The 24739-nt window shown below is 60.8% G+C and carries 27 protein-coding genes; 17 read left to right on the top strand and 10 right to left on the bottom strand.

Features of this window, described 5'->3' with window-relative positions:
- Positions 1–393 precede the first annotated feature (393 nt).
- Positions 394–720, bottom strand: a complete 327-nt coding sequence (locus PSEUDOMOFG3G_RS04580; protein WP_076383729.1) for a DUF2025 family protein — start codon at positions 718–720, stop codon at positions 394–396.
- 244 nt (positions 721–964) lie between these two features.
- Between PSEUDOMOFG3G_RS04580 and PSEUDOMOFG3G_RS04575 the strand changes: the two genes are divergently transcribed.
- Together PSEUDOMOFG3G_RS04575 and PSEUDOMOFG3G_RS04570 are read left to right on the top strand one after the other, a co-directional pair.
- Positions 965–2092, top strand: coding sequence for a glycerophosphodiester phosphodiesterase (locus PSEUDOMOFG3G_RS04575; RefSeq protein WP_139049339.1), 1128 nt, complete (start codon positions 965–967; stop codon positions 2090–2092).
- 81 nt (positions 2093–2173) lie between these two features.
- Complete coding sequence (locus PSEUDOMOFG3G_RS04570) at positions 2174–2479, top strand: PepSY domain-containing protein (RefSeq protein WP_139049338.1); 306 nt, start codon at positions 2174–2176, stop codon at positions 2477–2479.
- 77 nt (positions 2480–2556) lie between these two features.
- Here the strand turns inward: PSEUDOMOFG3G_RS04570 and PSEUDOMOFG3G_RS04565 are convergent, their stop codons facing one another.
- The gene (locus tag PSEUDOMOFG3G_RS04565) at positions 2557–4182 is read right to left on the bottom strand and encodes a methyl-accepting chemotaxis protein (RefSeq protein ID WP_139049337.1); all 1626 of its coding nucleotides are present in this window, start codon (positions 4180–4182) and stop codon (positions 2557–2559) included.
- 306 nt (positions 4183–4488) lie between these two features.
- Here PSEUDOMOFG3G_RS04565 and PSEUDOMOFG3G_RS04560 point away from each other — a divergent pair, with 306 nt between their 5' ends.
- From PSEUDOMOFG3G_RS04560 to PSEUDOMOFG3G_RS04550, 3 genes are all read left to right on the top strand, one after another.
- Positions 4489–4632 carry a hypothetical protein gene (locus PSEUDOMOFG3G_RS04560; RefSeq protein WP_171061326.1) on the top strand — a complete coding sequence of 48 codons (144 nt, stop codon included), beginning with the start codon at positions 4489–4491 and terminating at the stop codon, positions 4630–4632.
- A 37-nt stretch (positions 4633–4669) separates the two neighbouring features.
- Positions 4670–4915, top strand: coding sequence for a hypothetical protein (locus PSEUDOMOFG3G_RS04555; RefSeq protein WP_076383727.1), 246 nt, complete (start codon positions 4670–4672; stop codon positions 4913–4915).
- Positions 4916–4998: 83 nt separating this feature from the next.
- The gene (locus PSEUDOMOFG3G_RS04550) at positions 4999–6198 is read left to right on the top strand and encodes an MFS transporter (protein WP_139049336.1); all 1200 of its coding nucleotides are present in this window, start codon (positions 4999–5001) and stop codon (positions 6196–6198) included.
- Here the strand turns inward: PSEUDOMOFG3G_RS04550 and arfB are convergent.
- Together arfB and PSEUDOMOFG3G_RS04540 are read right to left on the bottom strand one after the other, a co-directional pair.
- On the bottom strand, positions 6195–6608 hold the full coding sequence (gene arfB / locus PSEUDOMOFG3G_RS04545; protein WP_047226974.1) for an alternative ribosome rescue aminoacyl-tRNA hydrolase ArfB: 414 nt from the start codon (positions 6606–6608) through the stop codon (positions 6195–6197). The two genes, PSEUDOMOFG3G_RS04550 and arfB, sit on opposite strands and share 4 nt — an antisense overlap.
- 222 nt (positions 6609–6830) lie before the next feature.
- The gene (locus tag PSEUDOMOFG3G_RS04540) at positions 6831–8252 is read right to left on the bottom strand and encodes an amino acid permease (protein WP_139049335.1); all 1422 of its coding nucleotides are present in this window, start codon (positions 8250–8252) and stop codon (positions 6831–6833) included.
- A 647-nt stretch (positions 8253–8899) separates the two neighbouring features.
- On the opposite strand from PSEUDOMOFG3G_RS04540, the gene PSEUDOMOFG3G_RS04535 reads away from it, so the two are divergent.
- Both PSEUDOMOFG3G_RS04535 and PSEUDOMOFG3G_RS04530 read left to right on the top strand, forming a co-directional pair.
- The gene (locus PSEUDOMOFG3G_RS04535) at positions 8900–9037 is read left to right on the top strand and encodes a hypothetical protein (protein WP_003178782.1); all 138 of its coding nucleotides are present in this window, start codon (positions 8900–8902) and stop codon (positions 9035–9037) included.
- Between the two features lie 90 nt (positions 9038–9127).
- Positions 9128–10093, top strand: coding sequence for a leucyl aminopeptidase (locus tag PSEUDOMOFG3G_RS04530; protein ID WP_139049334.1), 966 nt, complete (start codon positions 9128–9130; stop codon positions 10091–10093).
- 220 nt (positions 10094–10313) lie between these two features.
- Here PSEUDOMOFG3G_RS04530 and rluB read toward each other — a convergent pair whose 3' ends face one another.
- The 6 genes from rluB to PSEUDOMOFG3G_RS04500 form a co-directional block, all read right to left on the bottom strand.
- Positions 10314–11549, bottom strand: a complete 1236-nt coding sequence (gene rluB / locus PSEUDOMOFG3G_RS04525; RefSeq protein ID WP_047226977.1) for a 23S rRNA pseudouridine(2605) synthase RluB — start codon at positions 11547–11549, stop codon at positions 10314–10316.
- Between the two features lie 142 nt (positions 11550–11691).
- Positions 11692–11883, bottom strand: a complete 192-nt coding sequence (locus PSEUDOMOFG3G_RS04520) for a DUF1289 domain-containing protein (RefSeq protein WP_047226978.1) — start codon at positions 11881–11883, stop codon at positions 11692–11694.
- 135 nt (positions 11884–12018) lie between these two features.
- The gene (gene scpB, locus PSEUDOMOFG3G_RS04515) at positions 12019–12978 is read right to left on the bottom strand and encodes an SMC-Scp complex subunit ScpB (RefSeq protein ID WP_139049333.1); all 960 of its coding nucleotides are present in this window, start codon (positions 12976–12978) and stop codon (positions 12019–12021) included.
- An 11-nt stretch (positions 12979–12989) separates the two neighbouring features.
- Positions 12990–13688 (bottom strand): ScpA family protein, encoded by a 699-nt coding sequence (locus tag PSEUDOMOFG3G_RS04510; RefSeq protein ID WP_160893268.1) that lies wholly within the window; start codon positions 13686–13688, stop codon positions 12990–12992.
- Between the two features lie 132 nt (positions 13689–13820).
- On the bottom strand, positions 13821–14450 hold the full coding sequence (locus PSEUDOMOFG3G_RS04505) for an L-threonylcarbamoyladenylate synthase (protein WP_047226981.1): 630 nt from the start codon (positions 14448–14450) through the stop codon (positions 13821–13823).
- Between the two features lie 13 nt (positions 14451–14463).
- Entirely contained in the window at positions 14464–15327 is an 864-nt protein-coding gene (locus PSEUDOMOFG3G_RS04500) for a PHP domain-containing protein (RefSeq protein ID WP_139049332.1), read from the bottom strand.
- An 87-nt stretch (positions 15328–15414) separates the two neighbouring features.
- On the opposite strand from PSEUDOMOFG3G_RS04500, the gene PSEUDOMOFG3G_RS04495 reads away from it, so the two are divergent.
- The 10 genes from PSEUDOMOFG3G_RS04495 (at position 15415) to PSEUDOMOFG3G_RS04450 (ending at position 24728) form a co-directional block, all read left to right on the top strand.
- Positions 15415–16011: a septation protein A gene (locus PSEUDOMOFG3G_RS04495; protein ID WP_047227122.1), complete on the top strand. Its 597-nt coding sequence runs from the start codon at positions 15415–15417 to the stop codon at positions 16009–16011.
- 1 nt (position 16012) lies between these two features.
- On the top strand, positions 16013–16312 hold the full coding sequence (locus PSEUDOMOFG3G_RS04490; RefSeq protein ID WP_092393095.1) for a YciI family protein: 300 nt from the start codon (positions 16013–16015) through the stop codon (positions 16310–16312).
- A 107-nt stretch (positions 16313–16419) separates the two neighbouring features.
- Positions 16420–16830 carry a translation initiation factor 2 gene (locus PSEUDOMOFG3G_RS04485; RefSeq protein WP_139049331.1) on the top strand — a complete coding sequence of 137 codons (411 nt, stop codon included), beginning with the start codon at positions 16420–16422 and terminating at the stop codon, positions 16828–16830.
- 7 nt (positions 16831–16837) lie between these two features.
- Positions 16838–17515 (top strand): response regulator transcription factor, encoded by a 678-nt coding sequence (locus PSEUDOMOFG3G_RS04480; RefSeq protein ID WP_047226985.1) that lies wholly within the window; start codon positions 16838–16840, stop codon positions 17513–17515.
- A 253-nt stretch (positions 17516–17768) separates the two neighbouring features.
- Entirely contained in the window at positions 17769–18215 is a 447-nt protein-coding gene (locus PSEUDOMOFG3G_RS04475; protein ID WP_047226986.1) for a Spy/CpxP family protein refolding chaperone, read from the top strand.
- Between the two features lie 66 nt (positions 18216–18281).
- Complete coding sequence (locus tag PSEUDOMOFG3G_RS04470; RefSeq protein ID WP_139049330.1) at positions 18282–19622, top strand: HAMP domain-containing sensor histidine kinase; 1341 nt, start codon at positions 18282–18284, stop codon at positions 19620–19622.
- A gap of 202 nt (positions 19623–19824) precedes the next feature.
- Positions 19825–21252, top strand: a complete 1428-nt coding sequence (locus PSEUDOMOFG3G_RS04465) for a di-heme oxidoredictase family protein (protein WP_139049329.1) — start codon at positions 19825–19827, stop codon at positions 21250–21252.
- Positions 21253–21281: 29 nt separating this feature from the next.
- Positions 21282–22346 carry an imelysin family protein gene (locus PSEUDOMOFG3G_RS04460; protein WP_047226990.1) on the top strand — a complete coding sequence of 355 codons (1065 nt, stop codon included), beginning with the start codon at positions 21282–21284 and terminating at the stop codon, positions 22344–22346.
- Positions 22347–22348: 2 nt separating this feature from the next.
- A complete protein-coding gene (locus PSEUDOMOFG3G_RS04455) occupies positions 22349–23446 on the top strand; it encodes a DUF1513 domain-containing protein (protein ID WP_047226991.1) in 1098 nt (365 codons plus the stop codon).
- Between the two features lie 133 nt (positions 23447–23579).
- Positions 23580–24728 carry an efflux RND transporter periplasmic adaptor subunit gene (locus PSEUDOMOFG3G_RS04450; RefSeq protein WP_139049328.1) on the top strand — a complete coding sequence of 383 codons (1149 nt, stop codon included), beginning with the start codon at positions 23580–23582 and terminating at the stop codon, positions 24726–24728.
- Positions 24729–24739: the final 11 nt, after the last annotated feature.

The raw sequence follows: 24739 nt of genomic DNA, 5'->3' as shown, positions 1-24739 counted from the left end.
GGGAGCGAGCCTGCTCGCGATTGCGGCAGATCAGCTTGCATCAGTGTTGAATGTGCTGCCGCCATCGCGGGCAAGCCTTGCTCCCACAGTGGTTTTTCAGGGTTAACCGATTCGGTGTCCACCTCAGACCCCTTGTGGGAGCGAGCCTGCTCGCGATTGCGGCAGATCAGCTTGCATCAGTGTTGAATGTGCCGCCGCCATCGCGGGCAAGCCTTGCTCCCACAGTGGTTTTTCAGGGCTAACCGATTCGGTGCGCACCGCAAATCCCTTGTGGGAGCGAGCCTGCTCGCGATAGCGCTGGGTCAGCTTGCATCAGTGCTGAATGTGCCGCCGCCATCGCGGGCAAGCCTTGCTCCCACAGTTTTTTTCAGCCCATTCATAGTCGGCGTGGCTTTAGCCTTCCACCAACTGACGCACGGCAACAATCTCCGGCAGGTCGCTACGAGCCATGTAAACCCGCAACGGTTCGGTGAGGTTGATCCGGTCGTCGATGTTCTGGTCCAGCAGCAGCTGGATGCGCTGGCGACTCAGGGCCATGGTGCCGTCTGCCACCGGAGTCCAGACAAATTCGCAGGTGGGGATGATGCCGTCGTCGGCCACGTCCATGCCAAAGGCATCTTCGCTGAAGCGCACGATGTACTGGCCGGTTTTGCGGTTCAGGCCGACAAAACCCTTGAGCTGGTCGGCGGCCTGGCAGATGAATGTCGAAGTGGTGCGCATGGTAAACCTCATGGATGCGTCCCGCAGGACGTCTGATCGATGGTTTACACGCAGGGCAATTGGATGCTGTCTTCGGGTTTCCCTCTGCCGGGGAAACTGGTGCGGCCAAGCGTACTGCAAAGCGACCTGGAAAAGCGTGGGAAAAATCTGCTTTGCGCATTTTTATGTCGGTATAGCGATAGCGCCAGGAACGTTCAGTTGTTAAAAGATAGGTCTTTGCGAAACCCACGAAAGGATCTCGAGCATGCCTGTCACCTTCACCCGTAGTGCCCTGATGCTGAGCCTGCTGCTTGGCTTCGGCCAGACACAGGCCGGCGAAGCCCCGCCCCCCAAGTCCCTAGCGGCCCTTCAGGGCATTCCTCACCCAGCGGTGATCGCCCACCGCGGCGCCTCGTTTGACGCGCCGGAAACCACCGCCGCGGCCTACAAACTGGCCCGCGACCTGGGCGCCGATTACCTGGAGCTGGACCTGCAACGCAGCAAGGACGGCGTACTGTTCGTGCTGCACGACGACAGCCTGCTGCGCACCACCGATGTCGCGACCAAATTCCCCGAGCGCAAGGACAGCACCGCCAACGAATTCACCATGGCGGAACTCAAAGCCCTCGATGCCGGCAGTTGGTTCAACACCGCCTACCCGGACCGCGCCCGCCCATCGTTCGTGGGCCTGAAAATCCTCACCCTCGATGAAGTCATCAACATCGCCGAAGGCAACCCGCTGCACAAACCGGGGCTGTACATCGAAACCAAGGAGCCGAAGCTGTTCCCCGGCATCGAGCGCGACCTGAAGGATAAATTGCAGGACCGCGGCTGGTTGAGCCCGTCGGGCTCCAAGCTCGCCAAACGCGCCACCGGTGTAGGTCAGGGCAAAGGTAAAGTGGTGTTGCAAACCTTCGAAAAGAGCAGCCTCGAACTGCTGCAAAAAGAAATGCCGAACGTGCCAAAAGTCCTGCTGTTGTGGGTGGGCGATGGCTACATTGAGGCCAAGTCGAAGGTGACGTTTGCCGAGTCCGGCGAAACGGACAAGGCGGCCTATTACGCCAAACAGCAGCCCAAGGACAACGCCGAGTTTGAACAATGGGTCCAATTTGCCAAGGCACAAGGCGCTATCGGCACCGGGCCGTCCGCCGCGTTGACTCAAGGCGGCAGCCAGAGTTATTCGGACTTGGTGCAGCCGTGGATGAACCAATACACCCATGACCAGGGTTTGTTGGTGCACGTTTATACGGTGGATGAAGCGGTGGACTTCAAAAAAGTGCTGGAGGCCGGAGTGGATGGCATCTTTACCAACCGCGCCAGCGAACTGCTCAAATACTTGAAGCGTCCCGAAACAGGCAGCGTGGCGCAGGTGCTGGAGAACAACGGTTACTGAATTAAGGGTGAATTAAGTTGCCACAGTTAATCTGAAGCCACTTAAACGACACACCCCTTAATCACAGCAAGGAAAGAACACATGAAAACTTTGACTGCCCTTTTCACCGCCGCAGCCCTGACCCTCACCGCTGGCCTGGCCCAGGCTGATGTTCGAGTCGACCAGATTCCTGAGTTGGTCAAGAACGAAAAAATCAAGCCGCTGGAAGAGATGAACCAAGCAGCCCTGAAGTTGCACCCAGGCGCAACCATCACCGACACCGACCTGGACAACCACTTCAACGGTTACGAATATGAAGTTGAACTGAAAACCACCGATGGCAAAGAGTTTGATGTTGACTTCGACGCCACTACCGGCAAAGTTCTGTCCAACAAACAGGACACTTGATTGAACAACAAAAAAGCCGCGCAACCTTAAGGTTGCGCGGCTTTTTTACGTCTTCGAACAACTGACTCTCACAGTGATCAGGCACTCAACCGCGCCGTCACTTCATTCAACTGCCCCGACAAACCGTGCAGGTTCCGACTCGCGGCTTCGGTGCGCTGCACATTGTCCAGGTTAGTGCTGGCGATGCAGGTGATTTCGGTCAGGTTGCGCGAGATGTCTTCAGCCACCGAGGTCTGCTCTTCTGCGGCAGTGGCGATCTGACGATTCATGTCGCGAATCGCTTCCACGGCCTGGGTAATGCGTTCGAGCATCACACCGGCCTGAGTCACCTGCTCCACGCTCTCTTCACTGCGCGACTGACCGCTCTCGATGGCCTGGGCTGCGTCCACCGCACCGGTTTGCACGGTCTGGATAATGTGGTTGATCTCGATGATGGACGAGGCGGTGCGCTGGGCCAGATTGCGCACCTCATCGGCAACCACCGCGAAACCGCGTCCAGCCTCGCCAGCCCGCGCCGCTTCGATGGCAGCGTTGAGGGCCAACAGATTGGTCTGCTCGGCGATACCGCGGATGACTTCCAGCACCTTGCCAATGCGCCCGCTATCGGTTTCCAACTGGCGGATGACCGTGGCCGTGTTGGCGATTTCACCGCGCATGCGGGTGATGGTGTGAATGGTCCCTTGCATGACCTTCTCGCCCTGCTGCGCCGAGTGATCGGCGTCATCGGCGGCCTGTGCCGCGTCGGCGGCATGGCGGGCGACTTCCTGGGCGGTGGCGGACATTTCGTTCATCGCCGTCGCCACCTGGTCGGTGCGTTCGAATTGCTCGCTGGTGCCTTGGCTCATCAGGCTGGCGATGGCATTAAGCTCGCCACTGGCACTGTCCAGTTCCGTGGCACTGCGCTGCAGACGCGAGAAGGTTTCGGCGAGAAAGTCGCGCAGGGTATTGGCGGCCAGCGCCAGGTCACCCAATTCGTCCTGCCGATTGCTGACTACCCGCTCAGCGAAACGCCCGCGACTCAGTTGGGTCACGTATTCGATCAGGTTGCGGATCGGCTGCACCAGGTTGCGATTGACCAGCCACAGGCTGAACAGCCCGATCAGCAGGCCGGAAACCAGCATGATCACGGTGCCCAGCATAATCGTGCGATCGGCACCGGCACTGATCTGCGCCGATTGTTCGCTGGCAAGCTTGCGCAACTCCACCACCAGCGCACTCATTTGCTCGCTGGCCGCGCGGTCCACACCTTTGACCGCCGCATCACCCGCCGCCGCATCGCCGCCCGCCGTCACAAACGCATCACGGCCCTTCTGGTAGGCCGCACCCAATTGACGGTGTTCGTCTCGCAGACCCTCGATCCGAGTCTTGATGGGTGTCGCAACCCCTTCAAGGGCGATCAACTGGCCAAGAATGCCCTGGACATCATGCTGGCGATCTTCGAACTGCTTCCAGTATTTAGCCAGGTCTGCCGGCTGCTTGCCGCGCAGTAGAACGTTCTTCCATTCCTGGACCTGCACCTTGAATTGCAGGTTGGCCTCATCGATCAACTGCGACGCACGCAACGGGCCATCGATCAGGTTGCGATAGTTCTGGACGCCGTTGGAGAGGAAATGGAAAGACGCCAGGGCAATCAGCAACATCGCCAGCAGGCTGCCACTGAGCAAGGCGAGAATCTGCGCTCTCAGGGATTTTTGTAGAAACATGGAGGGAAATCTCTTGAAAAGAAGAAAGAGCCAAGCTCACGGACGACACGTCCCGACCTCCATGTTCGTGGTTTGCAATGTCGCAACCGAATGCGGGATATGTACAAGCCATCGACCCGCCGGGCGTATTCTTGAGCCTTCGCGACGACCGGTAGCAGGTGTTTGATGATTGGACATGTCCTGTCCAGACAAGCCCTTTTGTCGCCGCAACGGAACTTAAAAGTCTTTTTGTCATTTCTTCTGCTGTATCCTGCCCAAGCTTTGTAAAAGCGCGGATCTACCAACAGACTTTGCGAGGAGCGCGATATGCACGAGATTCCTAATCTCCCCTTCCCTAGCCTGCACGAAACTGAGCAGACGACCCCGCTACAAGCCGGAGGGCAACCAGACGCCCAGCAACCCGAGCCCAAAGAAGCCACTGAACGCCGCCAGGCCGACAGCGAAGACTGATTCACCCGCACGACCAGACCGTGTGGAAAGCGCTAAGATGCGCTTTCCACACTGCCTGAATCCTGAGCCCCCCATGACCGATGACCCTACCTTCAGCGAAGCCCAAGCCAGCGTCCTGATCGGCACCGCCGAAAAGATGGTCGATATCTGGACGCGCCTTTCCCCGGAGAAACAAGCCGCCCTGCTGGCACGTTTCGGCACGGAGGAAAACGCCCTTGCTGCATTGGTCACCACACACCTGGTGGCTGGACAAGACGACACCCCAGCGCCATCCGGCAAATAGTTTTACTTTTCCACGCTTCACGGTCGCAGGCACCGCTATCATAAGCAGCCTATCTATCCTGCTGCTCCGTGGACCCTTTACCCATGCCAGATACACAGCGCCCCTTGGCGGTCACGCTGCAAGTCGTTTCCATCGTTCTGTTCACTTTCATTGGCTACCTGAATATCGGCATTCCCCTCGCCGTGTTGCCCGGGTTCGTCCACGGCGAACTGGGTTTCGGCGCGGTGATCGCCGGGTTGGTAATCAGCGTCCAGTACCTGGCAACCCTCCTCAGTCGTCCTTATGCCGGACGGATCATCGACAACCTGGGGAGCAAGCGCGCGGTCATGTTCGGCCTCGCCGGTTGCGGGCTGAGCGGTGTGTTCATGCTGGCGTCTGCCTGGACGTCAAACCTACCGACGCTGAGCCTGATCAGCCTGCTGATTGGCCGCCTGGTGCTGGGCAGCGCCGAAAGCCTGGTAGGCTCGGGATCGATTGGCTGGGGCATCGGCCGGGTCGGCGCGGCGAATACCGCCAAGGTGATTTCCTGGAACGGTATCGCCAGCTACGGCGCGCTGGCGATTGGCGCGCCGTTGGGGGTGTGGCTGGTGAAATCCCTGGGGCTGTGGAGCATGGGCGTCAGCATTATTTTGCTGGCGTTGCTGGGGCTGGCGCTGGCCTGGCCGAAAACGGCGGCGCCCATTGTCACCGGCGAACGGCTGCCATTCATGCACGTTCTCGGACGCGTCCTGCCCCATGGCTGCGGCCTGGCCCTGGGCTCCATCGGTTTTGGCACCATCGCCACGTTCATCACCCTGTATTACGCTACACAGCAGTGGGACAACGCAGTGCTGTGCCTGAGCCTGTTCGGCGCCAGCTTCATCGGCGCGCGCTTGCTGTTCGGTAATTTGATCAACCGCCTGGGCGGCTTCCGGGTGGCGATTGCCTGCCTGTCGGTGGAAACCCTGGGTTTGTTGTTGCTCTGGCTGGCGCCTGATGCGCACTGGGCCTTGGCCGGCGCGGCATTGAGCGGCTTCGGTTTTTCCCTGGTGTTCCCGGCGCTGGGGGTGGAAGCGGTCAACCTGGTACCCGCCTCCAGCCGTGGCGCGGCGGTGGGCGCCTACTCGTTGTTTATTGACTTGTCCTTGGGGATTACCGGGCCGTTGGCCGGTGCGATTGCCGCAGGTTTCGGTTTTGCTTCGATCTTTTTGTTCGCCGCGCTGGCGGCCTTGGGCGGGTTGTTGCTGAGTCTCTACCTGTACCGCCAGGCGCCGAAGCATCGTCAGGAGCGGGAGAAAAACTAGAAGTCCACCTTGCCGCGCCCGGCCTTGATCGAACCGCGCTTGGTCTTGGATTCCAGGCGACGTTTCTTCGAGCCCAGGGTCGGTTTGGTCGGACGGCGCTTCTTTTCGACCTTGGTGGCGTTGAGGATCAGTTCGGTCAGGCGTTCCAGGGCATCGGCCCGGTTCTGTTCCTGGGTGCGGTATTGCTGGGCCTTGATGATCAACACGCCGTCGCTGGTGATGCGACTGTCGCGCAGCGCCAGCAACCGCTCCTTGTAGAAATCGGGCAAGGACGAGGCCGCAATGTCGAAGCGCAAGTGCACGGCGCTGGACACCTTGTTGACGTTCTGCCCGCCGGCGCCTTGGGCACGGATGGCCGTCAGCTCGATCTCGGCGTCCGGGATGTGCACAGTGTTGGAAATTGCCAGCATGGAAAAAGAGGTCCGGTATCAGGACCCACAGAATACCGCGAATCCCCAAGACAGCGACCAACCCTTGTGGGAGCGAGCCTGCTCGCGATGACGGTGGGTCAGCTTGCATCAATGCTGAATGTGCTGGCGCCATCGCGAGCAGGCTCGCTCCCACAGGGATCAGCATGAGTCTGAATACAACAAACCCGGCCAAGTGCCGGGTTTGTTGTATTTCAAGGATGCTTACTTGGCAGCAGCGGCCACAGCCATGTCCTGCCGGGCACTGCGCTTGTTCTTGATCAGGTAGCACACCCACATGAACACCACCCACACCGGAATCGCGTAGACCGATATCTGGATGCCGGGAATCAGCAGCATTACCCCAAGAATGAACACCACGAACGCCAGGCAGACATAGTTGCCGTACGGATACCACAGCGCCTTGAACAGCGGTTTCTGGCGGGTCTGGTTCATGTGCTGACGGAACTTGAAGTGCGAATAGCTGATCATCGCCCAGTTGATCACCAGGGTCGCGACCACCAGCGACATCAACAACTCCAGCGCATGCTGCGGGATCAGGTAGTTAAGCAGCACCGCCACCAGCGTGACCGCAGCAGAAGCCAGGATCGAACGCACCGGCACGCCACGCTTGTCGATCTTGGCCAGGGCCTTGGGCGCATCGCCCTGTTCGGCCATGCCCAGCAGCATGCGGCTGTTGCAGTAGGTGCCGCTGTTGTACACCGACAGCGCGGCGGTCAGCACTACGAAGTTGAGGATGTGCGCCGCCGTATTACTACCCAGCATCGAGAACACCTGCACGAACGGGCTGCCGCTATAGGCATCGCCGGAGGCATTGAGTGTGTTCAGCAGGCTGTCCCATGGGGTCAGGGACAACAGCACCACCAGGGCACCGATGTAGAAAATCAGGATCCGGTAGATCACCTGGTTGATGGCCTTGGGGATCACGGTTTTCGGTTTGTCGGCCTCGGCAGCGGTGAAGCCGAGCATTTCCAGGCCACCGAAGGAGAACATGATGATCGCCATCGCCATCACCAGACCGCTCACGCCGTTGGGGAAGAATCCACCGTGGGCCCACAGGTTGGTCACCGAAGCTTGTGGGCCACCGTGGCCGCTGACCAGCAGATAGCTACCCAGGGCAATCATGCCGACAATTGCCACGACCTTGATGATCGCGAACCAGAACTCGGCCTCGCCAAAGACTTTGACGTTGGCCAGGTTAATGACGTTGATCAGGACGAAGAATGCTGCCGCCGAAGCCCAGGTCGGGATGTCCGGCGCCCAGTAGTGGATGTACTTGCCGACCGCGGTCAGTTCCGACATGCCCACCAGGATGTAGAGAATCCAGCAGTTCCAGCCCGACAGGAAGCCGGCGAAACCGCCCCAATACTTGTGGGCAAAGTGACTGAAGGAGCCGGCCACTGGCTCTTCGACAATCATCTCGCCCAACTGGCGCATGATCATGAAGGCAATGAAGCCGCAAATGGCGTAACCGAGGATCATCGACGGGCCGGCTGACTTCAGCACCCCCGCCGAGCCGAGGAACAGGCCTGTACCGATCGCGCCGCCGAGGGCGATCAGTTGAATGTGTCGATTTTTCAGGCCGCGTTTCAGCTCGCCTGAATGCGTATTTTCTACAACGGTCATGCGTCACCTATTTGTTTTTATCTGTGACGAAATCGAACCCGACACGCTCGTGGCGTGGCGGAGTGAACAAGGCGGATAACCTTGAAAATGCGTGGGTACGCGAAGGGTCACAGTAAAACGCGGCGCATTGTACACCGCTGCCCCCCTGCGACCAGACACCCGCGCACCCCATACTTCAGGTCTGCCGCGCATCTGACCCGTCCCGCCGGTTTGAAACAAGCGCTGCGAAGTGTCGGAAAACCCGTCAAACCGACCTCTTCGGCAGCTTTTTCTTACAGCGCAGCCAAACACCGGTACCCACCGGCCTGACAGGCAAAAATCGTCAATATTTCTTTACATACCGTAACGCAAACTTTCCATGTAGGAATTTTCTGTAAGCCGACTGCAAATTGACGGTAGCTAGCTACCTAAGCAAAAAACTCCACAGCCAACTGTTTTTGAATAAGTAATTTCCTCGGCAAAAATGGAATAAAAAGTTCAAACAAAAAAATAAAATTATTATTTTGCAATCCAAAAAACCCTCGACTAGGTTTTCAGCGACTTGCCAAGGCGTCGTGCTGGCAAGTTGTGCGGAGCCGATTCCGGTCAGTTTTCATTCGCGGAATCGACCCCGCAGCTTTCCGTAAAAGTCATCTAGGAGATTCACTATGCAAGCACTGGACAAAGACTTGGAAACCGAACTGCAACTGGACGAATGGTTTGAAGCACCGACCCACGAAGCCGCAGTTGAAATGATGCAAGCCGACGCCGTTGTTCCGTTCGGCACGGCGATGTGGCCTCTGTAAGCATCGCCCGGCGGAGGCGATCCGGCCGGTCGGCTCCGCCACTTTGCAGATTTCAGGGAAGCCAAACACCACTGTCAGGGAAGAATAAGCATGGACACGCAACGAGCCATCTCACATTTCCTTTACTACCTTGAACATCATCCCGCCCTGGCCGGCATCCAGCCAGCCAAGGTGTTGCTCGGCCATACCGCCGACTACGAAGCACTGACCGGGGCCATTGCCGAACAGGCTGGCAGCGGTTCACCCTTCCGGTTCAGCACCATGCGCCTGGACCTTGAATCCACGGAGCGACTGTCCAAGGCGATTGCCGACAGCGATCTGTACATTTTCTTCTACGACTCTTCCACCCTGCCCACCCCACGCCCCGACGGCCCGGACTTTGTTCGCGCGCTGCAAGGCGTGATGGCGGACAACTGGAAGAAATCGCTGCTGTTCAAGGACTACGGCGACTATTTCTACGACACCTTCAGCGTGATTCCCCAGCGCATCGCCGGGCTCAACAGTCACCTGATCCGGCGCATGTCCCAAGCAACGACGTTGAGTTTTCAGGATGACCACGGTTCGTATTTCGATACGGCCCTCAACAGCGTCAAGAAATGGACCGACATCAACGGTGTTGGCAACTACGACCTGGCACCCGGCGAAATCGCTACCCACAGCGACACCATTAACGGTCAGGTGAAGTTCGTCGGCACTTTCCTGAGCACCATCCCGTTCGCCCGCAAATACGGCGTACTGCAATCGCCGCTGGAGTTGTGGATCGAAGACTCCACCATTCAGAAAATCGCCAGCGATGTGCCGGGCCTGGAACACGACTTCAATAAATACCTGGACGCCAACCCGTCCAACCGGCGTATCGAGGAACTGGGCATCGGCACCAACGAAGGGGTCAAGAGCCTCTATGCCCGCAATGCCGGTTTCGAGGAGCGCCATTGCGGCCTGCACCTGGGGCTGGGTGGCGGGGCCAAGGGCAGCCATCATCTGGATCTGATTTTCGAGAGCGGTGTGTTGGCGTTGGATAACGAGCCGATGTTTGATGGGCGGTTTGTGCTTTAGGTTGGGATTTCTGTAAGGCTGATGCCGCCATCGCGAGCAAGCTCGCTCCCACGGTTGAGCTTCAGCGAATGGAAGATCTGCGACCGACACCGTCCCAGTGTGGGAGCGAGCTTGCTCGCGATGGCGGACTATCTGTACCGCATCACTAAAACCAAGCCAAAAAGAACGCCAACCACAAGGGGTTGGCGTTTTTTCTTGCAGCTAGAACCTCACAACTGCCTCACTCCGGCTTACGACGCCCAAACCCCGGACGCTGCCCCGAACCCGCTGGGGCACCGCGACGTTTGCCCGATGGCGTGTCGCGGTCGACCAGGACGATGCCCGGGCGCTTTTTCGCTGCGGGTTTGGCCGGACGCTTGGTGTCGGCCGGGCGATCCGCTACCGGCGTACCACGACCGGCCGGAGCACCGCGACCTTCGCCGCGCTCGGTACGACCGTTGGCCGGGCGTGGCGTGCGCGGGCCGCGTTCGCCGTCCTGACGTGGCGCAGGCTTGCGGGCCGGGCGTTCGCCTTCGATCTGCGGCTCGCGCGACGGACGCGGACCTGCGGCCGGGCCATCAGCGGCAGGACGCAGCGTACGCACGCGCTCGGTCTTGCCCATCGGACGCGAGGATTTACGCTGCATGCGCTCCAGCTTGTCCTTGCTCTTGGCGGTCATCTGCGGCATCGCTACCGGCTTGAGGCCGACTTCGGCCGCCAGGATGTCGACTTCGTACTGGCTCATTTCGCGCCAGCGACCCATCGGCAGGTCGGAGTTGAGGAACACCGGGCCGAAACGCACGCGCTTGAGGCGGCTGACCACCAGCCCCTGGGATTCCCACAAGCGCCGTACTTCACGGTTACGGCCTTCCATCACCACGCAGTGGTACCAATGGTTGAAGCCTTCACCACCGGGCGCCTGCTTGATGTCGGTGAAACGCGCCGGGCCGTCTTCCAGCACAACGCCGGCCTTCAGGCGCTCGATCATTTCGTCGTCGACTTCACCACGTACACGCACGGCGTATTCGCGGTCCATCTCGTAGGACGGGTGCATCAAGCGGTTGGCCAGCTCACCGTCGGTGGTGAACATCAGCAAACCGGTGGTGTTGATGTCCAGGCGACCGATGTTGATCCAGCGGCCTTCTTTCGGACGCGGCATTTTGTCGAACACGGTCGGACGGCCTTCCGGGTCGTCACGGGTGCAGATCTCGCCGTCGGGTTTGTTGTACATGATCACGCGGCGCACCGTTTCGGCGGCCTCTTCGCGCTTGATCACCTTGCCATCGATGGTGATGGCGTCATGCATGTCGACACGCAGGCCCAAGGTGGCATCTTTGCCGTTGACCTTGATCCGGCCCTGGGTGATCCAGGTTTCCACGTCGCGGCGCGAGCCGACGCCGATACGGGCGAGGACTTTTTGCAGTTTCTCGCCTGCTGGGCCGATTTCCTGGCTGTCGTTCTGGTCTTGGTCTTTCATTCTGGGCACCTCCCGGTGTGGTCGGGTCAGGCGTGGCCTGACACTTTGAAAACGGGTCTATGACGAAGGGATCGCCAAAGGGTCGCGAATCATACGCTCGTTAAGGCATTTGCGCATCAGAGACTAGCTGATCGACGAACCTTCAGCGCTTTTTCCGCCGACCGGTGGCGCCCAGTTTGATCAGGCGCAAGGCCGCTTCGGCCAACACCGTGCGCTTGTCATCCTTGTCGAGTTTCTTCCAGGCCTTGATCTCGCGCTTGCTGCGGCCACAGCCGATGCAGATGTCGTCGTCGAACTTGCAGAGGCTGATGCAGGGGTCTTTGGTGGAACTCATGGTGCACCGCATGACTTAATGTTGGAGCGAGCCTGCTCGCGATAGCGATTTCACCTTCAAAAATGATGTTGGCTGACAGACCGCCATCGCGAGCAGGCTCGCTCCCACAATGGGGCGGCGCTGTGTCAGCCGTGATCAATCATCGAACTGGCGTCGTTCGTTTTCAATCGCTTCGGCCAGGGCGCGGGCTTCGGCTTCTTCATCGCTGAGCTCAGGCTCGGGTTCGCGTGGTTCGAGGGCGGCGACGGCGGCCAGCAGTTTTTCCCGGGCCGCGGCTACGCCAAGAATGTCTTCTTCTGGTTCGGGGTCAGGTTCGGCCTGAAGTTCAACTTCGCTGCCCGGTTGCGCGGGCTCATCCGTTTCGCCGTCAAGCTCCGTTGCCTCACGCAGCAGATCGTCGAAATCGGTCTTGAGCCCCTCTTCCATGGTGTCCAGTTCCAGCAACAACGAATGGAAACTGGTTTCTTCCTTGGGTTCCTCCGGCTCGGCGCTGGCGTCGGCCAGCTCCTGCAAGCTTTGGGGCACGGGGGCGTCGTCGAACTCCAGCATCGGCTCGGGTTCCAGCTCCCGCAGTTCGGCCAACGGCGGCAGGTCGTCAAGGTTCTTGAGGTTGAAGTGATCGAGAAAGGCCTTGGTGGTGGCAAACATCGCCGGTTTACCCGGCACGTCGCGATAGCCGACGACCCGGATCCACTCGCGCTCAAGCAGCGTCTTGACGATGTGGCTGTTGACCGCCACGCCCCGCACATCTTCGATTTCACCTCGGGTGATCGGTTGGCGATAAGCGATCAATGCCATGGTTTCGAGCATGGCACGGGAATAGCGCTGAGGCCGCTCTTCCCACAGACGCCCGACCCAGGGCGAAAATTTCTCGCGGATCTGCAGGCGGTAGCCGGAAGCCACTTCCTTGAGTTCGAACGCCCGCCCCTCGCAGGACTTACCCAGCAGCACCAGGGCTTTCTTGAACACGGCCGGCTCGGGCCGCTCGCCTTCTTCGAAGAGTTCGAACAAGCGCTCCATCGATTGCGGTTTTCCTGAGGCCAACAGGAAAGCTTCAAGCAACGGCGCCAGCTCGCGGGGTTCAGTCAGATTCATTGATTTGCTCGTTATTCGGCTCGTGCCCGCACGTGGATCGCTGCGAACGGCTCATTCTGCACCAGCTCGACCAAGGATTCCTTGACCAATTCCAGGACCGCCATAAACGTCACCACCACGCCTAGCCGCCCTTCCTCGGCGGTGAACAGCTCGACGAAGGGCACAAAGCCGCCGCCCTTGAGCCGCTCCAGCACATCGCTCATGCGCTCGCGGGTGGACAGTGCTTCGCGGCTGACCTGGTGACTTTCAAACATGTCGCCCCGGCGCAGCACCTCGGCCATGGACATCAGCAACTCTTCGAGGCTGACATCCGGGAGCAATTTACGTGCTCGCGCCTCGGGCGCATCGAGCTTGGGCACCACCACATCGCGCCCGACCCGGCTCAAGCCATCGATGCCTTCGGCCGCCACCTTGAAGCGTTCGTATTCCTGCAGGCGGCGGATCAGTTCGGCGCGCGGATCGTCTTCCTCCTCCTCGATCTCTGCCGAGCGTGGCAGCAGCATTCGCGACTTGATCTCGGCGAGCATGGCCGCCATTACCAGGTATTCGGCCGCCAGTTCCAGGCGCACCGACTGCATCAGCTCGACGTAGCCCATGTACTGGCGGGTGATTTCCGCCACGGGGATGTCGAGGATGTTGATGTTCTGTTTGCGGATCAGGTACAGCAGCAGGTCCAGCGGGCCTTCGAAGGCTTCAAGGAATACCTCCAGCGCATCCGGCGGAATGTACAGGTCCAGGGGCATTTCCATGACCGCCTGGCCATAGACCATGGCGAACGGCAGCTCTTGCTGAGCGCCGGCCTGGCTGTCGGCACTCTTAACGGCGGCTTCCACTGCGGACACTCAGGCCTCGACCAGGAACGGGGCTGGATCGCCGCAACCGATACGCACCACTTGCGGCTCGCCATCGGCCAGGTTGATCACCGTGGACGCCTTCATCCCGCCGAAACCGCCGTCGATGATCAGGTCGACCTGATGCTCGAGCAATTGGCGCATCTCGTAAGGGTCATTCATCGGCTCCGTCTCGCCGGGCATGATCAAGGTCACGCTCATCAGCGGTTCACCCAGCTCGGCCAGCAACGCCAGGGCAATGGGGTGGCTGGGCACCCGCAGGCCGATGGTGCGTTTTTTCGGGTGCAACAACAGCCGCGGGACTTCCCGGGTGGCGTTGAGAATAAAGGTGTAAGGCCCAGGGAGGTGGGCTTTGAGCAGGCGGAAGGTGCCGGTGTCGATCTTGGCGAACAGGCCCAACTGCGACAGGTCGCTGCAGATCAGCGCAAAGTTGTGCTTGTCATCCAGCTGACGCAGGCGTCTTACCCGCTCTACAGCGTTCTTGTCGCCGATCTGACAGCCGATGGCGTAGGAGGAATCGGTGGGATAGACCACCACACCACCGCCCCGAATGATTTCCACCGCCTGTTTGATCAGGCGCGCTTGCGGGTTTTCCGGATGAATCTGGAAAAATTGACTCACGTGTTCTACCTGTTCAGACGGTGGCGGTAACGGGATCATGTTTGAATCTACACCATAGTGGTGGCAGATCTTCCGGCAACGGGCGATATTCGCCTATCTCGGACCAGCCTCCAGGGCCATGAAAATCACTGCCGGCGGTCACCAGCAGGCCGAACTCACGGGCCAGAATCGCCAGGCTGCCGACCTGCTCGGCAGGCTGATGGCCATTGACCACTTCGATGGCGTGGCCCCCTGCTTGAATATAGTCGGCCACCAGGCGGCGGCGCTTGCTGCGGGTGAAATCATAGTGCCACGGATGCGCCAGGCTGACCCAGGCTCCGGCGGATCGCAGGGTTTGGACGGTCTCTTCCAGGGTCGGCCAGTGTTGCTTGACGTCCCCGAGCTTGCCGGCTCCCAGCCATTTGCGAAACGCTTCGGCGCGGTCCTTGACGAAACCTTCGCGCACCATCCAGTCCGCGAAGTGCGGACGGGCCGGGGCGTTGCCACTGTCGCCCAGTTCCTGCTGGATCTGCCGGGCGCCCTCAAGCGCACCAGGCATGCCCTTTAGCGCAAGCTTGCGGCTGATCTCTTCGGCACGCAGCCAGCGGCCGTCGTGCAGTTGCGCAATGGCCTGGACCAGTGACGGCGCATTTACATCAAAACCGTAACCCAGCACGTGAATAGTCGCGCCGCCCCAGGTGCAGGACAACTCGACCCCGTTGACCAGTTGCATGCCCAGCGTCGTCGCCGCGCTACGGGCCTCGTCCAGGCCTTCGAGGGTGTCATGATCGGTCAGGGCCAGGACTCGCACGCCGTGCTCGAACGCCCGCGCCACCAGAACCGCAGGCGCCAGGGCGCCATCGGAGGCCGTGCTATGGCAGTGCAAATCAACATTCACGAGAGTTTGTTACCTCAAATCAGCTGGCCCTATCGCGGCCAAGGATGTTTGTTATTATGCCGCCACATCCTGCTTCTGGCTGCCACTGTGAAACAATTCATCGACTTCATCCCGCTTCTGCTGTTTTTCATCGTCTACAAACTTGACCCACGGACCGTCGACATTGCCGGTCACTCCTTGACTGTAGGCGGTATCTACAGCGCCACCGCGATGCTGATCATCAGTTCGCTGGTGGTCTATGGCGCCCTGTTCGTGGCCCAACGCAAGCTGGAGAAAAGCCAGTGGCTGACCCTGATCGCCTGCCTCGTCTTCGGCAGCCTGACCCTGGCCTTCCACAGCGAAACTTTCCTTAAGTGGAAAGCCCCGGTGGTCAACTGGCTGTTCGCCCTGGCGTTCATCGGCAGTCACTTCGTCGGCGATCGCCTGCTGATCAAGCGCATCATGGGCCACGCCTTGAACCTGCCGGACGTCATCTGGACCCGGCTCAACATCGCCTGGATCGGCTTTTTCCTGTTCTGCGGCGCCGCCAACCTGTTCGTCGCGTTCACCTTCCAGAGCTACTGGGTCGACTTCAAGGTCTTCGGCAGCCTGGGCATGACGCTGCTGTTCCTGATTGGCCAGGGCATCTACCTGTCCCGTCATCTGCACGATGCCGATACCACCACGCCAAAAACCGAGGACTGACATGCTCTACGCAATCATTGCCACCGACGTCGCCAATTCCCTGGAAAAACGCCTGGCCGCTCGCCCTGAACACCTTGAGCGCCTGCAACAGCTCAAGGCCCAAGGCCGCGTCGTACTGGCGGGCCCGCACCCGGCGGTGGACAGCAACGACCCCGGCGCGGCGGGTTTCTCCGGCAGCCTGATCGTCGCCGAATTCGATTCCCTGGCCGCGGCGCAAGCCTGGGCCGAAGCCGATCCGTTCGTGGCCGCCGGTGTCTACGCCAATGTCGTGGTCAAGCCGTTCAAGCAAGTCCTGCCTTAACATCCCGATGCGTGATGAGCCTTCGCGGCTCATTGCGCTCAATCGCTCATTGTTCTCGTTTACCTGCCGACAACCTGTCTAATCTCGATTGGAATTCAGGAGTTGCAATGCGCAAAGGTCCGCTGTGCCTGTTAGGGGTCATGATGGTGATCGGGGCTCCCGCCCATGGGGAAGAAAGCACCGACGGCAGTCATTCGACGCCCTTGTCCTTGAGCGCAGGCAGTCAGATCACCGAATTGCAGCAACGCTTGAAAAACAGCGAACGCATGCGCGAGGAACTGACCCAGCAACTGCAAAACGCCAACAGCGAACGCGAGAGCGCGCTGGTGAGTCGATTGCGCCAGGAGAACCAGCGTCTGAAGCTGCAACTCAAGGAAGCCCAGGCCAGCCCCCTGCCACGCCTGCTGACCGATCAGCAGCAGTGGTTCGTCATTGGTGCCGGGGTAGCGCTATTGGCCCTGCTCTGCGGTATCTTTGCCAGCGGTGGACGTAGACAACGTCGGCAATGGCTAAATTGAGTGAGTCATGAGCGAGCTGTTACTGATTGATGATGACCAGGAGCTGTGTGAGCTCCTCGGCAGTTGGCTGGGTCAGGAAGGTTTTCTGGTCCGGGCCTGTCACGATGGCCATAGCGCCCGCAAGGCCTTGGCCGAAACCGCCCCGGCGGCGGTGGTGCTGGATGTGATGCTGCCCGACGGCAGCGGCCTGGAACTGCTCAAGCAGTTGCGCAACGATCATCCGGAGCTGCCGGTGCTGATGCTCTCGGCCCGTGGCGAACCGCTGGATCGCATCCTGGGCCTGGAACTGGGGGCCGACGATTACCTGGCAAAACCCTGCGATCCACGGGAACTGACCGCCCGCCTGCGCGCGGTCTTGCGCCGCAGTCATCCGACGGCGGTGTCCAGCCAGATCGAACTGGGCGACCTGACCTTCAGCCCGGTGCGAGGCGTGGTCAGCATCGATGAGCAGGAGCAGACCCTCACTGTTTCCGAAAGCCGCCTGCTCGAAGCGCTGCTCAAGCAGCCGGGCGAGCCACTGGACAAGCAGGAACTGGCGCAGATCGCCCTGGGACGCAAGCTGACCCTGTACGACCGTAGCCTCGATATGCACGTAAGCAACCTGCGCAAGAAAATCGGCCCGCACGCCGACGGTCGCCCACGCATCGTGGCTCTGCGTAGCCGGGGTTATTACTACAGCCTTTAAGCGCTGCGCCGCTGGGCTGTGGGCGCAAAGCATCGCTCGCGATGCAGGCGCCTCGGTTCCCTTAGAGACCGCGTTATCTTCATGGCGGGCAAGCCTTGCCCCCACAGGGCTTTGCGCTCGGTCCTGCAGATTTGTCAGGCCTGCATCAAAACGTCTTTACCCAAGCTTTACCCACCCCTGACCGCCGCTGACCTTGATCTGCGTAACCTGCACTCATCCGGAACTGACCGGGAACGAGACAAGGAGATACACCATGCGCAAGACCCTCATCGCTCTGATGTTCGCTGCTGCCCTGCCTACCGTCGCGATGGCCATGCCTGAAGGCGCCGGCCCGATGGGACCAATGGGCCCGATGGATGGCCCGCGTCATGGCGGCCAGATGCACGACAAAGGTCCGTACAGCCAATTGGACCTGAGCCGCGAACAACGCCAGCAGATCCGCAAGATCATGGGCGAACAGCGCCACGAGCGCCGCGAACTGGTAGAAAAGTACCTGGCCAAACTGTCGCCAGCCGATCAGAAAGCCATGAAAGATGAAATGGCGGCCCGGCACGAAAAAGTCGACGCCCAGATCCGTGGGTTGTTGAAGCCTGAGCAGCAAAAAGAGTTTGACGCCATTCAGAAGAAGCAGGCCGAGCGTCGGGCCGAGTGGGCCGAGTTCAAGGCCTGGAAAGCGCAACAACCGCAAAAGGCGCAATAATGCGCTGAAGCACCCCAGCCCAACGGCCAATCGCCGTTGGGCTTTCTTTGTTTTCGAGGATTGATCGTGCGTTCACTGTTTTGGCGCATCCTGGCCAGTTTCTGGCTGGCCATCGCCCTGGTTGCAGGGCTTTCGATTCTGCTGGGCCACATGCTGAACCAGGACGCCTGGATCCTCAGCCGCCATCCGGGCCTCAACACCCTGGCCGAAGAGTGGACGCAAACCTTCGAAAGCCAGGGCGAAGACGCCGCCGAACAGATCCTGCAACAGCGCAAGCATCAGTATCACATCAACGTCCAGGTGCTTAACGAGAGCGGTGCCCCAGTGGTACGCGGCACTTTCCCGCGTCGAGCACAGGCCTTCGAAGCGCGACAGAACGACAACGACCGACGCCTGCCCTGGCGGCGCTTGACCGACGAGTTCACCAGCGCCAAAACCGGCGACACTTACCTGTTCATCTACCGCATACCCCACCCCGAACTGGATGCCTGGCATCGCGGCAGCCTGCTCTGGCCTCTGAGTGCGCTGGGGATCGCGTTGGTGGTGCTGACGTTGTTCAGCCTGTTGGTGACCCTGTCCATTACCCGTCCGTTGAGCCGCCTGCGCGGTGCAGTGCATGATTTGGGGCAGACCACCTACCAGCAAAACAGCCTCGCCAAACTGGCCAATCGCCGGGATGAATTTGGTGTGCTGGCCACCGACTTCAACCGCATGGGCGCGCGCCTGCAAAGCCTGATCGCCAGCCAGCGCCAATTACTGCGGGATGTGTCCCACGAATTGCGCTCGCCCTTGGCCCGACTGCGCATTGCCCTGGCGCTGGCGGAACGGGCCAGCCCCGAGGAGCGGGAAAAGCTCTGGCCGCGCCTGACCCGCGAATGTGATCGCCTGGAAGCGCTGATCAGCGAAATCCTGGTGTTGGCCCGGGTCGATGCCGACAACGCCAGCGCTGAAGAGGTGGACCTCAACGATCTGCTGGTTACCCTGCAAAAAGACACACAGCTGGCCTCTCCAGAACAAAGCGTGCAATTGGACGTTGAACCGAACCTGACCCTCAAAGGTTGGCCGACCATGATTGAACGGGCCCTGGATAACCTGCTGCGCAACGCCCAGCGTTTCAATCCGGTCGGTCAACCGATCGAAGTCCGCGCGCTGCGCCAAGGAGAGCGGATCATGGTCAGCGTGCGCGATCACGGACCGGGGGTGGAGGCCGAACACCTGGGCCAGTTGGGCGAACCGTTCTACCGCGCCCCCGGCCAGACCGCCGCCGGCCATGGCCTGGGCCTGGCCATCGCCCGCCGCGCCGCCGAGCGTCATGGCGGCGCGCTGGTGTTGGCCAATCACCCCGAGGGCGGGTTCATCGCGAGTCTGGAACTGCCGTTGGTGCCGGGGGCGGTCGTTCAGCCCTAAGCCTGCGCATGGTGGGAGCAAGGCTTGCCCGCGATGGACGCGACGCGATGTTTCAGAAATCGACGCGCCTCTATCGCAAGCAAGCTTTGCTCCCACAGACCGAACTGCCCCCGCATCAAACCAAACGATAATTCCTCTTATTCAAACCCCTGCGCCCTGTTAGACTTTGCGCCCTCGTTTCACTCCTCTTCCAGGAAGTCCGATGCCGTCGTTGCCTCTTCGCTTATGCGCTCTGTTCATGGCCCTGGGCCTGAGTGCCTGCGATGACGCCCCGCGTTTTACCCAGGCCGAACCCGGCGAAGCCCGGTCCGGTGGCGCTGCGACGGTACGCAAGAGTGATCAGAACGCCTTTTCCCTGCCCTCGGCCAACCTGCCACCTTCGCGGCGCGTGGACTTCGCCGTGGGCAACAGTTTTTTCCGTAGCCCCTGGGTGATCGCGCCCTCGACCACCACCGCACGGGACGGTCTGGGGCCATTGTTCAATACCAACGCCTGCCAGAACTGTCACGTCAAGGACGGTCGCGGCCATCCGCCGGCACCGGACGCGGCCAGCGCGGTGTCGATGCTGGTGCGCCTGTCGATTCCCGATGCCCCGGCCTACGCCAAGGTCATTGAACAACTGGGGGTGGTGCCGGAGCCGACCTATGGCGGGCAATTGCAGGACATGTCCGTGCCCGGCGTTGTCCCCGAAGGCAAGGTGCGGGTCGATTACACGCCAGTCCCGGTGCGCTTCGACGACGGCACCGTCGTAGAACTGCGCAAGCCGCAACTGCAGATCACCCAACTGGGCTATGGCCCGATGCACCCCGACACACGCTTTTCGGCCCGCGTCGCACCGCCGATGATCGGCCTGGGGCTGCTCGAAGCGATTCCCGATGAAGCTATCCTGGCCAACGCCCAAGCCCAGGCGCGGGAGAACAACGGTATCGTCGGCCGGCCGAACCAGGTCTGGGACGATGTCCAGCAAAAGACCGTATTGGGGCGTTTCGGCTGGAAGGCCGGCCAGCCGAACCTCAATCAGCAGAACGTCCACGCCTTTTCCGGTGACATGGGCCTGACGACAAGCCTGCGCCCCTTCGACGATTGCACCCAGGCCCAGGTCGACTGCAAGCGCGCCCCGAACGGCAACGGCGCCGATGGCGAGCCGGAAGTCAGCGACAACATTCTGCGCCTGGTGCTGTTCTACAGCCGCAACCTCGCCGTACCGGCCCGTCGCGAGGTGAACTCGCCCCAGGTGCTGGCCGGCAAGAATCTGTTTTTCCAGGCCGGCTGCCAGTCGTGCCACACCCCGAAGTACACCACGTCCGCCAACGCTGCCGAACCGGAACTGGCGAATCAGGTCATTCGCCCCTACACCGATCTGCTGTTGCACGACATGGGCGAAGGCCTGGCCGACAACCGCAGCGAATTCAAGGCCAGCGGCCGCGACTGGCGGACCCCACCGCTGTGGGGCATCGGTCTGACCGAAGCCGTCGGTGGTCACACCCAGTTCTTGCACGACGGTCGCGCGCGCAACCTGCTCGAAGCCGTGCTATGGCATGGCGGCGAAGCGCAAGCGGCGCAGCGACAAGTTCTAGCGTTCAATGCCGAGCAACGCGCTGCGTTGCTGGCGTTCCTGAATTCCCTTTAATCGCATTCTCCGAAAAACGGGAGCCCGACATGTTCCGTCCCAAGTTGTTGTTTACCAGCCTCGCCGCCATCGTCCTCGGCGCGTGCTCGCCCCAGGATCCGCAAGCGGTCACCTCAGCGGCCATCGCCAAGCAAGTGATCCTGCCCACCTACAGCCGCTGGGTCGAAGCTGACCGGCAACTGGCAACCAGCGCCCTGGCCTTCTGCCAGGGCAAGGAAAACCTGGAGACCGCCCGCGCCGACTTTCTCAAGGCACAAAAAGCCTGGGCCGAGTTGCAACCACTGCTGATCGGCCCGTTGGCCGAGGGCAATCGCGCCTGGCAGGTGCAGTTCTGGCCGGACAAGAAAAACCTGGTGGGCCGTCAGGTCGAGCAACTGGTCAATAACCAGCCGCAGATCGACGTTGCCGGTCTGGCCAAGTCCAGCGTTGTGGTCCAAGGCCTCTCCGCCTATGAGTACCTGCTGTTCGACGCCAGGATCGACATGGCCGACAGCGCGCAAAAAGCCAAGTACTGCCCGCTGCTGATCGCCATTGGCGAACGTCAGAAGCAATTGGCCGAAGATATCCTGTCGCGCTGGAATACCAACGACGGCATGCTCGCCCAGATGAGCAAGTTTCCGAACGAGCGCTACGCCGATTCCCACGAAGCGATCGCCGATTTGCTGCGGGTCCAGGTCACCGCCCTGGACACCTTGAAAAAGAAACTCGGCACGCCGATGGGCCGCCAGAGCAAGGGCGTACCACAACCGTTCCAGGCCGATGCCTGGCGCAGCCAGTCGTCGCTGCAAGGCCTGCAAGCCAGCCTGAGCGCGGCCAGGACCGTCTGGGTCGGCGTGGACAACAAGGGCCTGCGCAGCCTGTTGCCAAGCGAGCAGAAACCCTTGGCCGACAAGATCGACGCGGCCTACGACACCTCGTTGAAACTGTTCGCCGACAGCCAGCGCTCGCTGGTCGAAATGCTCGCTGACGACGCCGGACGCCAGCAACTCAACGAACTGTACGACAGCCTCAACGTTGTCCATCGCCTGCACGAAGGCGAACTGGCCAAGGCGCTGGGCATTCAATTGGGCTTCAATGCCAACGACGGTGACTGATCATGTTTCGACGTCAGGCTCTGGCACTGGGCAGCCTGCTGCTCGGCGCCGTTACCCTGGGCGGCTGGACGCTGTTCAAGCAACAGGACAAGCATCCGCTCCTGCTTTCGGCACGGGACGATAGCGACGGCAAGCACTACGCCGTGGGCTATCGACTGGACGGCAGCCGGGTGTTCGCCACCCAAGTCAAGCAGCGCTGCCACGACATCATTGACCATCCGACAAAACCGATTGCGCTGTTCGTCGCTCGTCGCCCAGGCACCGAAAGCTACCTGATCGACCTGCGCGACGGTTCGCTGCTGCAGACCCTCACCTCGTTGCCGAACCGGCATTTCTACGGGCACGCGGTGATTCATAAAAGCGGCGAATGGCTGTACGCCACCGAGAACGACACGACCGATCCAGGCCGCGGCCTGCTGGGCGTGTACCGTTTTGAAGGCGAACGGTTGGTGCACAGCGGCGAACTGTCGACTCACGGCATCGGCCCTCACCAAGTGTCGTGGATGCCCGACGGCGAAACGCTGGTGGTCGCCAACGGCGGCATTCGCACCGAGGCCGAAAGCCGCGTCGAGATGAACCTCAATGCCATGGAGCCGAGCCTGGTGCTGATGCAGCGCGATGGCACACTGCTGAGCAAGGAAACCCTCGCCCAATCGATGAACAGCGTGCGCCACATGGGCATCGCCAGCGACGGCACCATCGTTTGCGGCCAGCAATTCATGGGCGATGCCCACGAATCCTCCGAGCTGCTGGCAATCAAGCGTCCGGGCCAGCCGTTCCAGGCATTCCCGGTGGCCGAGCATCAATTGCAGGCCATGGGTCATTACACCGCCAGCGTTGCCGTACACAGCGACCTGCGCCTGGTGGCCCTGACAGCGCCCCGTGGCAACCGCTTTTTTATCTGGGACCTGGACAGCGGCGAAGTACGCCTGGATGCGCCTCTGCCGGACTGCGCCGGTGTGGGTGCGGTGGCCGACGGTTTCGTCGTGACATCGGGTCAGGGCCGTTGCCGCTTTTACGATTGCCGGCAGGCACAACTGGTTGCAAAACCACTGGATCTGCCCGCAGGGCTCTGGGACAACCATTTGCATTTGATCTGACAAGCGGGCGGCGGGCCTTCAGGAAAAATCCTTACACATTACCGATGAACATCGTTTTGAATCGGTCGCGTACTCGGAGTAATGTGCCCGCCTGTCTGTATTTTCTCTCGGCTTATTTCCAAGGAAGTGGAACATGCTGCGACGCCGCATGCTGATCATGTTGGGTGTTGTCCTGCTGGTGGTATTGCTACTGGCCGGCTACAAGGGTTTCTCCGTTTACCAGCAGATCCAGATGTTTTCTGCCCCCAAACCGCCGGTCAGCGTCGCCGTGGCCACGGCTGTCGAGCAGCCTTGGCAAACCCGCCTGCCCACCGTCGGCAGCCTCACCGCACTGCAAGGCGTAGACCTGAGCCTGGAAATTGCCGGGACGGTGCAGAAGGTGCAGTTCCAGTCGGGGCAAAAGGTCAAGGCCGGCCAGCCACTGGTGCAACTGGACAGTGACGTCGAAAGCGCGCTGCTGGAAACCGCCGTGGCCGACCTTAACCTGTCGCAACTGGATTTTGGCCGGGGTCGGCAACTGGTGGGCAGCCAGGCGATCTCCAAGGGCGAATTCGACCGGCTCGCGGCGCAGTTGAAAAAGAACCAGGCCACAGTCAACCAGCTCAAGGCTTCGCTGGCCAAGAAACACATCGTTGCGCCGTTCAGCGGCACCATCGGCATTCGCCAGGTGGACGTCGGCGACTATCTGGCCAGCGGCACGGTGATCGCCACCCTGCAGGACCTGAGCAGCCTGTATGTGGATTTCTACCTCCCCGAGCAAGCGGTACCCAAGCTCGCGGTCGGCCAGGCAGTCAACGTCAGTGTCTCGGCCTATCCCGGCCAGACCTTCGTCGGCGCCATCAGCGCGATCAACCCCAAGATCGAAGACAGCACTCGCAACGTGCTGGTACGCGCTACCCTGGGCAACCCCGACGGCAGGCTGTTGCCCGGCATGTTCGCCAGCCTGCAGGTGATCTTGCCGGACAAGGCCAACGCCATCGTCGTGCCGGAAAGCGCCGTGACCTACACCCTCTACGGCAACTCCATGTACGTCGTGACGCAGAAGAAAGCCGACGACGGCACCGTCGAGAAAGATGACAAGGGCCAGCCGATCCTCATCGCCGAACGGCGATCCGTCGAAACCGGTGAGCGACGCGACGGGCTCGTGCTGGTTTCCAAAGGCGTGCAGAGCGGCGAACAGGTCGTGATCGCCGGCCAGATCAAACTGGATAACGGCACGCCCATCGCCATCAGCGACGACAAGACCCTGACCGAACAGAACAGCCCGCCCCCTGCGGACTGATCAAGGAACCC

It is taken from the genome of Pseudomonas sp. FG-3G (assembly GCF_901007645.1).
In the GTDB taxonomy this organism is placed as follows: domain Bacteria; phylum Pseudomonadota; class Gammaproteobacteria; order Pseudomonadales; family Pseudomonadaceae; genus Aquipseudomonas; species Aquipseudomonas rhizophila.
The sequence above is the reverse complement of the archived record's forward strand: the minus strand, read 5'-3'. Positions and strand labels throughout refer to the sequence as shown.

Coding starts and splice junctions, on each gene's coding strand:
- PSEUDOMOFG3G_RS04575 (WP_139049339.1), top strand. CDS start 965: ATGCCTGTCACCTTCACCCGTAGTGCCCTGATGCTGAGCCTGCTGCTT.
- PSEUDOMOFG3G_RS04520 (WP_047226978.1), bottom strand. CDS start 11,883: ATGAGTTCCACCAAAGACCCCTGCATCAGCCTCTGCAAGTTCGACGAC.
- PSEUDOMOFG3G_RS04570 (WP_139049338.1), top strand. CDS start 2,174: ATGAAAACTTTGACTGCCCTTTTCACCGCCGCAGCCCTGACCCTCACC.
- PSEUDOMOFG3G_RS04460 (WP_047226990.1), top strand. CDS start 21,282: ATGTTCCGTCCCAAGTTGTTGTTTACCAGCCTCGCCGCCATCGTCCTC.
- PSEUDOMOFG3G_RS04580 (WP_076383729.1), bottom strand. CDS start 720: ATGCGCACCACTTCGACATTCATCTGCCAGGCCGCCGACCAGCTCAAG.
- scpB (WP_139049333.1), bottom strand. CDS start 12,978: ATGAATCTGACTGAACCCCGCGAGCTGGCGCCGTTGCTTGAAGCTTTC.
- PSEUDOMOFG3G_RS04450 (WP_139049328.1), top strand. CDS start 23,580: ATGCTGCGACGCCGCATGCTGATCATGTTGGGTGTTGTCCTGCTGGTG.
- PSEUDOMOFG3G_RS04490 (WP_092393095.1), top strand. CDS start 16,013: ATGCTCTACGCAATCATTGCCACCGACGTCGCCAATTCCCTGGAAAAA.
- PSEUDOMOFG3G_RS04555 (WP_076383727.1), top strand. CDS start 4,670: ATGCGCTTTCCACACTGCCTGAATCCTGAGCCCCCCATGACCGATGAC.
- PSEUDOMOFG3G_RS04465 (WP_139049329.1), top strand. CDS start 19,825: ATGCCGTCGTTGCCTCTTCGCTTATGCGCTCTGTTCATGGCCCTGGGC.
- PSEUDOMOFG3G_RS04535 (WP_003178782.1), top strand. CDS start 8,900: ATGCAAGCACTGGACAAAGACTTGGAAACCGAACTGCAACTGGACGAA.
- PSEUDOMOFG3G_RS04530 (WP_139049334.1), top strand. CDS start 9,128: ATGGACACGCAACGAGCCATCTCACATTTCCTTTACTACCTTGAACAT.
- rluB (WP_047226977.1), bottom strand. CDS start 11,549: ATGAAAGACCAAGACCAGAACGACAGCCAGGAAATCGGCCCAGCAGGC.
- PSEUDOMOFG3G_RS04565 (WP_139049337.1), bottom strand. CDS start 4,182: ATGTTTCTACAAAAATCCCTGAGAGCGCAGATTCTCGCCTTGCTCAGT.
- arfB (WP_047226974.1), bottom strand. CDS start 6,608: ATGCTGGCAATTTCCAACACTGTGCACATCCCGGACGCCGAGATCGAG.
- PSEUDOMOFG3G_RS04455 (WP_047226991.1), top strand. CDS start 22,349: ATGTTTCGACGTCAGGCTCTGGCACTGGGCAGCCTGCTGCTCGGCGCC.
- PSEUDOMOFG3G_RS04485 (WP_139049331.1), top strand. CDS start 16,420: ATGCGCAAAGGTCCGCTGTGCCTGTTAGGGGTCATGATGGTGATCGGG.
- PSEUDOMOFG3G_RS04475 (WP_047226986.1), top strand. CDS start 17,769: ATGCGCAAGACCCTCATCGCTCTGATGTTCGCTGCTGCCCTGCCTACC.
- PSEUDOMOFG3G_RS04480 (WP_047226985.1), top strand. CDS start 16,838: ATGAGCGAGCTGTTACTGATTGATGATGACCAGGAGCTGTGTGAGCTC.
- PSEUDOMOFG3G_RS04550 (WP_139049336.1), top strand. CDS start 4,999: ATGCCAGATACACAGCGCCCCTTGGCGGTCACGCTGCAAGTCGTTTCC.
- PSEUDOMOFG3G_RS04560 (WP_171061326.1), top strand. CDS start 4,489: ATGCACGAGATTCCTAATCTCCCCTTCCCTAGCCTGCACGAAACTGAG.
- PSEUDOMOFG3G_RS04540 (WP_139049335.1), bottom strand. CDS start 8,252: ATGACCGTTGTAGAAAATACGCATTCAGGCGAGCTGAAACGCGGCCTG.